This is a genomic window from uncultured Thiodictyon sp. (assembly GCF_903828115.1).
Taxonomy (GTDB): Bacteria; Pseudomonadota; Gammaproteobacteria; order Chromatiales; family Chromatiaceae; genus Thiodictyon.
The window spans coordinates 1-12,778 of sequence record NZ_CAIKKU010000231.1; the positions used below are offsets into that span (position 1 = coordinate 1).

12 protein-coding genes are annotated in these 12,778 nt (G+C 63.1%); all 12 read left to right on the top strand.

Features of this window, described 5'->3' with window-relative positions:
* Nucleotides 1-751 precede the first annotated feature (751 nt).
* The 12 genes from QZY48_RS08435 to QZY48_RS08490 all read left to right on the top strand — a co-directional run bounded on the left by QZY48_RS08435 (nucleotide 752) and on the right by QZY48_RS08490 (nucleotide 12,686).
* Nucleotides 752-1,102, top strand: coding sequence for a hypothetical protein (locus tag QZY48_RS08435; protein ID WP_295430089.1), 351 nt, complete (start codon nucleotides 752-754; stop codon nucleotides 1,100-1,102).
* Nucleotides 1,103-1,246: 144 nt separating this feature from the next.
* A complete protein-coding gene (locus QZY48_RS08440; RefSeq protein ID WP_295430091.1) occupies nucleotides 1,247-1,903 on the top strand; it encodes an RHS repeat-associated core domain-containing protein in 657 nt (218 codons plus the stop codon).
* A 769-nt stretch (nucleotides 1,904-2,672) separates the two neighbouring features.
* Complete coding sequence (locus QZY48_RS08445; RefSeq protein ID WP_295430092.1) at nucleotides 2,673-2,996, top strand: hypothetical protein; 324 nt, start codon at nucleotides 2,673-2,675, stop codon at nucleotides 2,994-2,996.
* A 455-nt stretch (nucleotides 2,997-3,451) separates the two neighbouring features.
* Nucleotides 3,452-4,918: an IS66 family transposase gene (locus tag QZY48_RS08450; RefSeq protein ID WP_295430094.1), complete on the top strand. Its 1,467-nt coding sequence runs from the start codon at nucleotides 3,452-3,454 to the stop codon at nucleotides 4,916-4,918.
* Nucleotides 4,919-5,176: 258 nt separating this feature from the next.
* Nucleotides 5,177-5,965, top strand: a complete 789-nt coding sequence (locus tag QZY48_RS08455; protein ID WP_295430096.1) for an SLBB domain-containing protein — start codon at nucleotides 5,177-5,179, stop codon at nucleotides 5,963-5,965.
* A 21-nt stretch (nucleotides 5,966-5,986) separates the two neighbouring features.
* Entirely contained in the window at nucleotides 5,987-7,378 is a 1,392-nt protein-coding gene (locus QZY48_RS08460; RefSeq protein WP_295430097.1) for an SLBB domain-containing protein, read from the top strand.
* 42 nt (nucleotides 7,379-7,420) lie between these two features.
* On the top strand, nucleotides 7,421-8,146 hold the full coding sequence (locus QZY48_RS08465) for a CpsD/CapB family tyrosine-protein kinase (protein WP_295430099.1): 726 nt from the start codon (nucleotides 7,421-7,423) through the stop codon (nucleotides 8,144-8,146).
* A 53-nt stretch (nucleotides 8,147-8,199) separates the two neighbouring features.
* A complete protein-coding gene (locus tag QZY48_RS08470; RefSeq protein ID WP_295430101.1) occupies nucleotides 8,200-8,994 on the top strand; it encodes an Hpt domain-containing protein in 795 nt (264 codons plus the stop codon).
* On the top strand, nucleotides 8,991-9,437 hold the full coding sequence (locus QZY48_RS08475) for an ATP-binding protein (RefSeq protein ID WP_295430103.1): 447 nt from the start codon (nucleotides 8,991-8,993) through the stop codon (nucleotides 9,435-9,437). Before QZY48_RS08470 ends, QZY48_RS08475 begins: the two co-directional genes overlap by 4 nt.
* Nucleotides 9,341-10,525, top strand: coding sequence for a fused response regulator/phosphatase (locus QZY48_RS08480; protein WP_295430105.1), 1,185 nt, complete (start codon nucleotides 9,341-9,343; stop codon nucleotides 10,523-10,525). The genes QZY48_RS08475 and QZY48_RS08480 overlap by 97 nt, the downstream gene beginning before the upstream one ends.
* Nucleotides 10,526-10,583: 58 nt before the next feature.
* Nucleotides 10,584-11,981 (top strand): sigma-54 dependent transcriptional regulator, encoded by a 1,398-nt coding sequence (locus QZY48_RS08485; RefSeq protein WP_295430107.1) that lies wholly within the window; start codon nucleotides 10,584-10,586, stop codon nucleotides 11,979-11,981.
* A gap of 69 nt (nucleotides 11,982-12,050) precedes the next feature.
* Entirely contained in the window at nucleotides 12,051-12,686 is a 636-nt protein-coding gene (locus QZY48_RS08490; RefSeq protein WP_295430109.1) for a hypothetical protein, read from the top strand.
* Nucleotides 12,687-12,778 lie beyond the last annotated feature (92 nt).

A 12,778-nucleotide genomic window follows, 5' to 3' on the forward strand; every position in this document is an offset into this window, starting at 1 on the left:
CGACGTTGTTGTTTGAGTGCAGGTCGATTCCGCCGTAAAGTTTCATGGTCGACTCCTCCTGTCCGGTCTTCAGTTCGGGTTGATCCCTACCTAAACTGTAGGCCAACGGGCGGGGTCGGCTAGATGATCATCAGGTCTTGCTTCTTGCTTCTTGCTGCTTGCCTCCGTGCCTTCGGCTAGGCAAGATGCAAGACCTCGCTCCAATGGGCATGCAGCCAAATTGCCCGGACTTCCCGAAGCTGGGACAGTCTGGTGCGCGCAACTAGCAACTGGCAACGAGAACCGAAGAGGCGACATAGTACAAACTCAGGAGCCATCGTTGTGAAGAAACGCCAGCTTGTTTTCGCCGCACTGCTGTCGCCTCTTATCGTGCCGATCTTAATTCCTTGCGGCGGCCGTATCTTTCTCGGGTTACCTGGAGCAGGGGCCAGGGCACTTGGAAAAACTGATGCTTGTGACTATGAGTGTCTGTATTTCCTCGTGACACCGCTCCAGCGGTGTCACGCATGTGTCGGGCGCTTCGCGCCCCGAGGTCTGCGGGCGGAGTTATGATCAAGGCCGCAAGTCGCGTAGTTTAGTGGGTGCAAGTCCCACCTGGGTAATCGTGAGCCGCGAGCCCAGTATCGCGTCTTGCGGCGGAGATAGGGAGCTTTTCCCTGTATTGACGGCCAAGGACCCCATCCCCCTGACAGTTGATCCTGCACCGCTATAGTGAGCAAAGGCTTTGTATAAGAACGGAATTTACCTCGCGTTGATCGAGACCGCAGGGTTGATCGGGTTTATTCTCATGTCGCGTTATCAAGATGGTGAACTTGCGCGCTTTTTTCCTTTGTTGGTCGCCTTGACGACGATTGGATATGTTGCATATCTAAGCGCGAGTGCCATGTCGTATAAGGCGATTGCTTACGTTGCGCTGGTAGCGTCTGCGACGTTTGTTTTTCTGGTTCAGGTACTGGGATTCGTGGTTTTCCCCGGTCTAGCTAAAGATGTTGATTTGCTATCGAGCGAGAACGCGACAAGAGTGGGGCTGGTCCTAACAATTTGTTTCATCGGGCATGGCTTGCTCCTGACATTGGCGCGCGTCGCCAGAGGCCCGCAATAGTGTGTAATGCGCTGGAGCGGAATCCGAATGGTAGGAGTCAGGTCTTGCTTCAAGGGGTACGGGTCAGGTCTTGCCTTTTGCCTCCGTGCGTTCTGCTAGACAAAACGCAAGACCTGACCCAATGCTCCCCAAGACCTGACCCCAATGCTCCCCTACAAGGCCAGATTCTACTCGCCTACGTTGGGGCGGTTCCTGCAAACCGATCCGATCGGATATGCGGATGATTTGAATCTGTATGCCTATGCGGGGAACGATCCAGTCAACCTCGTCGATCCGTCGGGGCTGGATGGGGCGGCGGCGCGCGCTTGGGCCCACCAGCAAATAGGCCAAGGCGGGTATAGTTATTGTGATGGTAATCCAGAAGCACGCGGGAGGATTGGCGGCCTGTTTGGCGGCCGTCCATCTCTAAAGTGTAACCTCTTTGTCTGGGACGCTTTGAAAAATGGCGGAGATCCCGCTGGCCGTATGCCGGATGGCAGAATTCCCTCCGCTTCAGAATGGGGCAATGCGGCCATGTCCATTGGCGGCTATGTGGCGCTCCCGACAGGTAGCGCACCGTCTCCGGGAGACGTCATTTCCGATGGTCACCACGTTGGCATATACGATCCGAAGCCGGACGGGGAACCAGCCCCAACGTCTGCTGCGGCCGATCTGACTAGTTGGGCCGCAGGGGTTGGTGGGGCGGTTGTGAATAACGATTGGGGCTTTAGGCAAGGCCAAGCGTCGACTGTGCGCCGCTTTCAGGGAGATATGCCTCAGCAAACAGCCGCAACTAATAATATCGGCAGACCTTCAAAATAGATAATCATCAACCTCCTATGCATATGTCCAGCGTTTCGCGTCGACGCAGAACGATCTTCGCGGCGATCCTTGCACCATTAATCATCCCTGTGCTTTTTCTTTCTGCGATGCTTCTCGTGTCTGGGTATACAGACCAAGGTCCCGGGTACGCGGCGAAACTAATACCCGTCACGTTGAGCATTGGGATCGTTAGCTACGTTTTCAGTTTTTTGGGTGGTGTTCCAATCATCCTAATTCTAAATAGATGGCACAGACTAACTATTTGTTACGGGGCGTTTTTTTCGGCCATAGCGGGACTATTGGGTGGAGTAATATTCGTCATTTCTCATCCGGTGCGCGATCAGCACGAGCCGCTAGGTGTCGTTGTCGCAAACGGCCTCGCAGTTGCATTTGCAAGCGTTTCTGTTGCTATAACCTTTGGTCTAATAGCTGGCATGCCGATATGTAGACGTCTACGAACCCCATAGAATAAATATACCACGGCACAGCCATTGTGGATGCAGTGCTTTTCCCTCAACTGCAGGAAATCGGGCAGGAAATTGGCAGGGGGCAGCGTGTTCAGGTTAGCGAAGCGTAACCCGACCTGCAAGAATTACGCAACTACCTTCGTGGAAAGCTTGACCGGTCGTCGTCCGGAGCCGATAGTTACGGCACCAGGCGCAGATTATCGACTGCCTTCTTCTCAGTTGTCGTATATACCATCGCCATCGTTGAAATTCTGATCGAATCGAGTATCGACTTCGGCATGAAACGGATATCAGACTTGGTGATGATCGCCGCCAAGGCGATAGTCGCAGCATTTTTATCTCTGCATCTGCTACAGGGCTGCGGCGGCGGCTGCTTGAAGACAAATGACTTGAGAACGATGCTCAATAGCAGTCTTAAGGTCGGGGATACTCAGCGAGAAATTGAAACAGTGCTGGGCAATATTGGCTTCAGTTGGACGTACACAGATTTCTTGAGACGCTACAACACTACCATACGCGATGAAGCACATTGTGGTGCTTATCAAGCTATTTCAGTCTATATTTACCTGGACGACGCACGAAGGCTCGCCAAGATCGAAGTTCTTGATTCTTACACGATGCCATAATGGCCGACCAACGGTGTCCGGTTCGTATCCCCGCAGGAACTTCCTGTATCGGTGGCAGGACAGGCGCGTTCTTCAGAAGTTAATTATGCGGCGGGCTGGTTAAGTGGCTCGCCGGGAAAGTAAATGAATTTGGCACGGGCGATCTGCAGTTTGCCAGTCGGCCGGCATCCGTTTATCATGTTTACGACAATATACGGGCTGCCGGTACTTCTCTTCCCTATGACTATTTCCGCAAATTCTAATAATGTTATTGGTTTATCAGCAGCATATGTTGTTTATCTGATGGTAGTGGGATATAGGTTCGCGGCTTTTTCCTTCTGCGTTGCTACGCTGATGGCTCTGGTCTCGATGAACCCGCGGTCGCCTACGAGGGCGTGACCACTACGAGAGAGAGATTTTGGTAACTGTTCAAGTACCCCTTGCCAGCCAGCCGGCTAGCCGTGTAAGTTTGCGCCATGCCTGAGCACCTACCCGCAACCGTCTCCCTCGAAAGCCCGGACGCCGAGTTGGCGCGTCTGCGCGCGGAGAACGCGAGCTTGCGTGCCCAACTGGCACAGCAGGCGGTGCTGACCGAGCAACTCCTGGAGCGGATCCAGGAGTTGGAGGCGCGCCTGGCCAAAGATAGCCACAACTCCAGCAAGCCGCCGTCGTCGGACCCGCCCTTCAAGAAGCCCCCACCGCGTTCGTTGCGCCAACGCAGCGGCAAACCGCCCGGCGGGCAGAAGGACCACCCAGGGGCCACGCACACCTTGGTGGACACCCCTGAGCACACGGTCGTCGTGCCGCTGAGCGGGTCCTGCGCCTGCGGGCGCGACTGCGCGACCATCACCGTCGCGGTGCTGCCCGAGCGCCGCCAAGTCGCCGATCTCGTGATCCGCCGCGAAGTGACCGAGTATCGCACCGTGGCTGGCGTGTGCGCCTGCGGCCAGGTCCAACGCAGTGCCTTTCCCGCCGAGGTCACGGCCCCGGTGCAGTATGGGCCTGGCGTGTCGGCACTGGCGGTCTACCTGACCCAGTACCATCTGTTGCCCTTTGCGCGCACCGCCGAGGTGCTGCGTACCGTGGCCGGGATCGCGCTATCCCCGGCCACCATCTACACCATGGTGCATGAGGCCGCGCAGCGCTTGACTGCGCCGGTGGCGGCGATCGGCGAGGCGCTGGTGCAGGCCGCGGTGGCGCACGCCGACGAGAGCGGGATGCGCGTCGCCGGCGCCGTGCAGTGGCTGCATGTGCTGTGTACCACCACGCTCACCGTCTACTTTATCCATGCCAAGCGGGGACGCGAAGCCCTGGCGGCCTTCGGCCTCTTGGCGCACTTTCGCGGCGTTCTCGTGCATGACCACTGGGCCGCCTACGCGGCCTACACCTGTCGCCACGCCTTCTGCAATGCGCACCATCTGCGCGAACTGGTGGCCATCGCCGAGCAGTTCCCACATCTGAACTGGCCCGAACGGATGATCACGCTGCTGTGCGAGGCAAACGATGCCACCGTGGGCGCCCGCAGCGCCGGCCACGCGGCCTTGCCCGCCGCCGCCATTGAGGATTTTCGCACCCGCTACCTTGCCATCCTCGCGCAAGCCGAACGCCGACATCCCCGCCGCGACCCGCCCCCCGGCTCCCGCCGACGCGTCAAGCAGACGCCCGCCTACAACCTGATCGCCCGCCTGCGTGACCATCGCGACGAGGTCCTGCGCTTCATCTCTGACCTGCGCGTCCCGTTCGACAACAACCTGGCCGAACGCGCGATCCGCATGCCCAAGCTCAAGCAGAAGGTTTGCGGCTGCTTCCGCTCCGCGGGCGGCGCCCAGGCCTTTGCCACCGTGCGCTCCTACCTCGCCACCCTGCACAAACAGTCCGTCGATACCTACCAAGCCCTGGTCATGACGTTCCAGGGCCACCCGCCGATGCCTCAACTGGGGTAGCTCGGCTGAGGTACCTGAACAGTTACCCTTTGGCTAGACAAGACGCACGACGTAACTCCATTACTCTAAGATAGGGAATAGACCACCATCTGTTTCTGAGCAGTTCGATCTGCATAGGTGCCCGAAATTTCACGCAGGATCACAGAAATCGATTACTTTGCGACCAATTCAAGGGTGTCGCACCGAACGTCCGACCGGCTCCTGGCGGGGCGCGGTCACGGTCATCCATTCGCGATCATGATCCGGACCTGGCCTGCCTTGTGCGTTCGGCTGTTCCTGGCGCTCTGGTGGCTGGCCGCCGCCGCCGTGGCGGGCGCCGCCGACCCGGCGCCGCCGGTTGCGGTCAGCGCCGCGGCGACGGCCCCGGGCGACGGGACCGAGGCCCCGGGCGACGCGACCGACGCCGCGGATGAGGTATTGACCGTCGGGGACGTCCTGCGCATCGATCTGCCTGGGGAGGACACCCTCAATGCGGAATTTCCGGTGGATCGTCAGGGCCGCATCCGCCTGCCGGAGGTCGGCTATCTCAAGGTCGAGGGCTATCGCCTGGAGGAGGCGCAGCAGCGCATTCGGCTCGCCCTGGCGCAGGTCCTGCGCGATCTCTCGCGGCTCTCCGTCACGCGCGAGGAGCCGACGGTCCTGGTCAAGGTCCTGGGTTTCGTCACCAAACCGGGGCAGGTCACCCTGCCGGCGGATGCCGGGGTGCAGGCCGCCCTGGAGGCGGCCGGGGGCCTGCGCGCCGGCGCCCAACTCGACCGGATGCAGGTGCGCCGCCAGGGCGAGGTCATTACCTTCGACTACAAGCGCTATCTCGATACCGGCGACCCGGCGCTGATGCCCAGGCTCAAGTCCCTGGATGAGATCTTTGTGCCGGCCTCACCCTTCATGGGCAATGTCCAGGGCTCGTTCAGCGATACCAAGCTGGAGAAGACCGGCGATGCGGCGGACGAGACGGCCGGCATCAAGGTGTTCGGGGAGGTCCGCTCGCCGGGTATGTTTTCATTCAAGCCCGCGATGACCATCGTGGACGCCCTGATGCGCGCCTAGGGCGTCACCCAGTTTGCCGCCGTGGATCAGATCCGGCTGATTTCCGACGGGGCACCCCAGAAGTTCAATCTCTCCGAATACCTCGACCGCGGCGACAAGTCACTCCTGCCGACACTGCAGCCCGGGGCGACCGTCTTTGTCCCGCGTCAGCAGGAGGAGATCAAGGTCGGCCGCAACACCGTCTATGTCATGGGCGAGGTCAGTCGCAATGGCGCCTTCGAGAACAGCGACAAGGCGACCTTCATGGACATCCTGGCCAACGCCGGTGGTCCCACCCGGTATGCGGAGACGAAGAATATCACGATCCTGCGTGCCGACGGGAGCGTGGAACGCTTCGACCTGCACGCCTTCACCGAGGGGTTGAGCAAGACGCGGCCGCCCAAGATGCACTCGGGTGACGCCATCTTCGTCCCGGAGAAGACGGACCAGAACGAGAAGTCCTGGCTCAAGATCACACCCAGCCGCGCCGTGCGCATCATCGGTGAGGTGGTGCGGCCCGGCCGCTACGAGTGGTCGGACGAGATGAACCTGCTCGACCTCCTCTCCCATGTGGGCGGCCCGACGATGAAGGGCGATACCGCCCACCTGCGGGTGGTGAGCACCGATGCCGCCGGCCGCAGTCGGGTCCTGACCTTCGACCTGGAGGGCTTCCTGCTGAAGGGCGGAGACACCAAGGATTTGCCCAAGATCGTCGCCGGGAGCACCATCGTGGTGCCCGCGCTGCCCGATGATCCGCGCGACAACAAGGCGCAGTGGCTGCTTCAGCCCGCCAAGGACAGCATCTACATCATGGGACAGGTCAATGCCCCGGGGCGCTATGCCTTCAACGACAGCATGGGGTTCCTGGACCTGCTGGGCGCGGCCAATGGCCCGAGTGCGAGTGCCGACCTCTACAACGTCCGGGTCAATCATCGCAACGGTAAGCGGGTGCAGGTTACCACCCTGAATCTGGCGCGCTATTTCGAGACGGGTGACGACTCCCTGCTGCCGAAGATCAGGGCCGGGGACACGATCTTCTTTCCCGACCGCACCCCGGACTGGCGGCAGGAAACCAAGGAGGCGACGGTGCGGGTCCTGGGGGCCGTGGGCAAGCCGGGGCGCTACCGCTTTGACGATTCCCTGACCCTCCTGGACCTGCTGGCCCAGGCCGGCGGCCCCACCACCAACGCCTGGACCGAGCGGGTCACGGTGGTGAATCTATCCTGCTGCAAAGACCAGGCGCGGGTCTTCAACCTGGAGAAATTCGTGCGTAAGCCCGATTTCTCCCTGCTGCCGGTGGTGCGTGCCGGCGATACCGTGTATGTTCCCGACAAGACGCAGAGTACATTAGCGGAGGTCCGTCAAGGAATCACGGACGTGATTCGCGTAATCTCACTCTACAGCCTGCTCGATGCCTTGGGGCAGGGCAATTGACCATCGGACAACGCGCACTGGCCGCCCGTGCCGGGAACCGTCATGACTGCCGAATTTATTGAATTCCCGGAAGATTATGTCGAACTCGATCGCATCTACTCCCGCACCATCGGGGCCGGGCTGCGTTCGTTGGCCGTGACTTCGGCGGATCAAGAGGAGGGCGTCACCACCTTGGTCGTCGCCCTGGCCAAGCGCAACCGCCACTCCGGGCGCTCCACCCTGGTCGTGGATCTGAATCTGCATCGGCCCGCACTGCATCGGCGCTTCGGCCTGAGCTTCCCCCCGGCGGCGCCGGAGGGCCCCCACGGGCCGGGGGACCTGCCGCGGGTGGAACTGGCCGACGGACTCACCGTCATGCCGGTGCCCACTAACCGAGCGCTGCCGATCCTGCTGCGCAACGCGGACCACTTCAAAGCGTATCTCGACGCCTGGCTCGAACGGTACAAGGTTGTCATTTTCGATACGACACCGCTCAATGGCGGTAACATGGGTAATATTCCGGCGGAGCGGATCGGTCACGGTTGCGACGGGACCATCCTGGTGGTCATGGCCGGTGTCACCCCCGCCTCGGCCGTGCGGGCCGCGCTCGACCGGCTCAAGTCGGCGGAGGTCAACCTGGTGGGGACCGTGCTCAATGACTGCCACAATCCGTCACTGGCGGAGGAACTGCGGCGCGAGACCCAGCGCTTCGATCGGTACTTCCCCGGTCGCACCGAAAAATTGCGTCGCCGTATCCGCGACTCCCAACTCCTGAACCTGGAGACCTGAGGTGCCATCGGCACCCCGGGCCGCATCCGGGGCCTGACTACAGGGCCTGACGAATGAACCCTTCGGACGCGCGCCGGCGCATCCTGCTGATCGAGGACCGCCGCACCGGCGGGCTGCCGGACGCCGCGATCCTCGCCCAGGCGGGTTATGTCGTGGACGCGCTGGACGGCCTGGAGGCGTGCGCGGCCGCGGCGCAGCACCCCTATGCACTGATCCTGATGGCCCTGGGGGCGGCGGACCTCGATGGGGTGATCGAGGCCGCCCGGCGCATCCGTCGGCTGCCCTACCCGCGGGGCGACGTGCCGATCCTGGTGCTGACCGGGACCCTGGGCGAGACTGACCGGGAGCGCTGCCGCGCCGTCGGCATGGACGGTTTTCTGACCAGGTCGGGTGAGCAGGAGGCGCTGTTGGAGGCCGTGGCCCATTGGGTCGAGGCGGCCGACGACCCCACTTGGGGCCTGGATGCGCGCCCCGGGGTGACGGCGCCGCTGCTGAACCGACGCACCCTGGCCCAACTGGAGGAAGACCTGGGGGCTGAACTCTTGCCGGAGGTCCTCTCCACCTTTCTCACGGAGACCGCCCGTCGACTGGGCCTCTTGGAGGCGCGGGTCGGCGCCGGCGATGCGGCCGGCGCCGCCGACGAGGCCCATGCCCTGAAGGGCAGCGCCGGCACCTTCGGCGCCATGGCCCTGCGCCAGGCGGTCGACGAGATGGAGCGCAGCGGCCGCGGCGGGGACGCGGCACGCCTGACGGCCCTACTGCCGGAGGTCAGGCGCCTGGTGACGACGACCTGCGCCCTCTTGGCCGCGGAGTATTCGTCGGTGGTCGCCGATACGCCGCGCCCATGATCCGTACCAACCTGCAAACCTTTGAAGTCCTGGCAAGTCTGGAGGGCGTGCGTGAACTGCGGCGCAAGGTCGCCCTGGGGTTGGGTTGCACCGGGCTGCCGGAGGCGCGCCAGAATGAGACCCTGGTGGCCGTCTCGGAGCTGGCCACCAATCTGGTCCAGCACAGTGAGCCGCCGCCGCGCTGGATCCGCGTCCTGCTCTCGCGCGAGCGCGGGGATTGGCTTCTGGAACTGGCCGACAACGGCGCTCCCCTGCTGGACTGGCGCGCGCGCCTCACGACCGGGGCCATCGACGCGGCGGACTGCCTGGCCGAGGACCACGGCCGCGGTCTGCCCTGGTCGCCACCATGTTCCCCGACGCGTGCTACGAACCGGGTGAGTCCGCCCGGGAGTTCAATCGGTGGCGTCTGGGGCTTGGGGAGAGCAGCGTGGTGGTCGCGGTGATCGACGATGATCCGGTGCAGTTGCGGGTGATCGCCGCCTACCTCGCGGACGCCTATCAGGTCATCTCCTTCACGCAACCCCTGGTGGCGGTGGAACGTCTGCGCCGTGCGCCGCCGGACCTGGTGCTGGCGGACATCCGGATGCCGGAACTCGATGGCCTGCAACTGCGCCGCCGCCTGGCCGAGGACCCGGCCACCGAGTTGGTGCCCTTCATCTTCATGACCGAGAGTCGGGACGAGGTCGTGCGCGAACAGGCCGATCTGCTCGGGATCGACGACTTCTTGCTGAAACCGGTGCGCAAGCGGCAGTTGATCGCCGCCGTCCAGCGCACCCTGTTTCGCAGCCGCAGCCTGCGCGCCCGGCTCGGGCATCGTATCGACGCGGCCATCACCGAGGCGCTCAAGCCCAAACTCCCCGCTGAACTGGGGTGTTGGCGGGCGGCGGTGCGCTCGGTGGCGGCGGAGGCCGGGGGCGGGGACTTCGTCTCCTTCACCCAGTGCCCCGACGGTGCCGCCCTGGTGCTGGTGGACGTGATGGGCCACGGGGTGGCGGCCAAGTTTTTCGCCCATGCCCATGCCGGCTATATCGGCGGCCTGCTGCACTCGCGCCCGGATGCGTGGGAGCCGGCGAGCCTGTGCCGCGCCATTTCGCAGCGTGTCTTCGATGACAAACTCAACCAATACAGCCTGCTGACCTGTGTGGCGGTGCGCCTTGCGCGCTCCGGCGGGGTGGAGATCGCGTGCGCCGGTCATCCGGCGCCGCTGCTGCTGGATGCGCTGGGCGCCCACCAACTCGATATCGGCGGGGCCCTGCCGGGGTTGCAGTCAGAGCCGGTTTACGACACTCTCTCGCTCAGGTTGAAGCCAGGGGAACGGCTCTTGCTGTTCACCGATGGGTTGTTCGAAGGGGCCTTCACGGCCCCGGGCCGCAACGCCCTGGAACTGGACCTGTTGGCGACGGCCAAACAGGGGCTCGCTGCGCCGCTTGCGGACTTGGCCGACGCCTTGATGGCGACCTTCTACGCGGCGGCCGGGGACACCCCCAGGGACGACGCGACCCTGATCATCCTCGAACCCAGTTCCCCGTGACCCGTCGGGGCCCACTTTCCGATTCGGCCCGCAAGACCCGTCGAAGCAAGCGATACCCATGTCCAGCAACAAGCCCAGAGTGTTGATTATCGAGGACAGTCCGGCCCTGGCCGAGGTCTATCGCAGTTACCTGCGCGGCGAACCCTATCAGGTCAAGCACGTCGGCGACGGCAAAAGCGGCATGGCGGAGCTGGAGAAGGACCCGCCCGAGGCCCTGCTCCTGGATCTGAAGCTCCCGGATATGGACGGCATGGAGATCCTAAAGCACATCCATGACCGCCAGATCCCCACCTCGGTGGTCATCATCACCGGCCATGCCTCGGTGGACGTGGCGATCGACGCCATGCGCTATGGTGCCTTCGACTTCATCGAGAAGCCCTTCAGCGCCAAGCGGGTCAAGGTCACGCTACGCAACGCGGTGGACCGGCAGAACTTGAATACCCTGGTCGAGCGCATCCGCGACGACTTCCAGCGCGACCACTATCACGGCTTCATCGGCTCCTCGCTCGCCCTGCAGGCGGTCTATCGCATCATCGACAGCGCCGCCCCCAGCAAGGCCACGGTCTTCATCACCGGGGAGAGCGGCAGCGGCAAGGAGGTGTGCGCCGAGGCCATCCACCGGCAGAGCACGCGCCGGGACAAGCCCTTCATCCCACTGAACTGCGGCGCCATCCCCCGGGACCTCATGGAGAGCGAGATCTTCGGCCATGTCCGCGGGGCCTTCACCGGCGCCAGCCGGGACCGGGAGGGGGCGGCCGAAATGGCGGACGGCGGGACCCTGTTCCTGGACGAGATCGGCGAGATGGACCTGGACCTCCAGACCAAGCTCCTGCGCTTCGTCCAGACCGGGACCTTTCAGCGGGTCGGCTCGACCCAACTGATCAAGGTCGACGTGCGCTTCATCTGCGCCACCAATCGCGACCCCGAACTGGAGGTGGCCGAGGGGCGCTTCCGCGAGGACCTCTTCTATCGTCTACACGTCATCCCGATCCACATCCCGTCGCTGCGTGAGCGGGTCGACGACATCCTGATGTTGGCCAATCACTTCCTGCGCAAGTTCGCGGCCGAGGAGCACAAGGCCTTCCGCGAGTTCGCCCCCGAGGTGGAGGCGGTCTTCATGGACTACGAGTGGCCAGGCAATATCCGTCAGTTGCAGAACGTGCTGCGCAACGTCGTGGTCCTTTACGACGCCGAGCAGGTCACGGTCGACATGCTGCCGCCGCCGCTCAACGGGATCGCCAAGCGCGGGGCGGCACCGCTCGCGACGCGCAAGCCGGCCCGGCCGGCCGAGATCGGCCCCCAGGGGATCAGGCCCCTGCACGTCGTCGAGAAGGAGGCGATCGAGCGCGCCATCGAATTCTGTGAGGGCAATATCCCGCGCGCCGCCGCGCTGCTGGAGGTCAGCCCGTCCACCATCTACCGCAAGCGCCAGGCGTGGCAGACGGAAGGGGCTTAGTAACCACGATCGTTGTCGTTGTCGTTGTCGTTGTCGTAATCGTTGTCGTAATCGGAGAAGCGACGCAATTTGGCGTGCGAGCGAATCCGGGACGCTACGATCACCTCGATTGCGACAACGACAACGACAACGACAACGACAACGACGCGACCAGCATTCCCTAATGAACTTGTTTACCTTTTTGTTAAACCGTTTCTTAAAGCACGTGCTTCGTTCAGACTGATGGTCAATCGCCTACTCTGGGCGCTGCTCGTCGCGCTGGCCGTTGCCGTACTGGTGGTCGTCGCGGTCAAGCTCAGGCCGCTGCTGACCCCGGAGCCGGTCCTGCTGGCGGTCCCCGATCCGGATTGCGACCTGCGCGCCGGCCCCTGCACCGGACGTTTCGCGGGGGGCGGAGAGGTCACGCTGGACCTTGAACCCCGCGGAATCCCGCCCGCCCGGCCGCTGGTCCTACGCGTCCTGATTCACGATCTGGTGGTCAGTGCGGTCGCGCTCGACCTGACCGGCACCGACATGGACATGGGCTACAATCGCCGCATTCTGGAGGCGGACGGCCCGGGGCGCTTCCGGGGCGAGGGGATGCTGCCGGTCTGTGTGCGAACGCGCATGACCTGGGAGGCGCGGGTGCTGTTGACCACGCCCACCGGGCTCCTGGCCGCGCCGTTTCGGTTCGCGACCTCGACGGCGAATACGTTAGTACGTTAGGGGACGGTTCACTAATAGGTTAAACGAGTCCATTAGGGGATGCTTGTCGCGTCGTTGTCGTTGTCGTTGTCGTAATCGAGGTTATCGTAGCG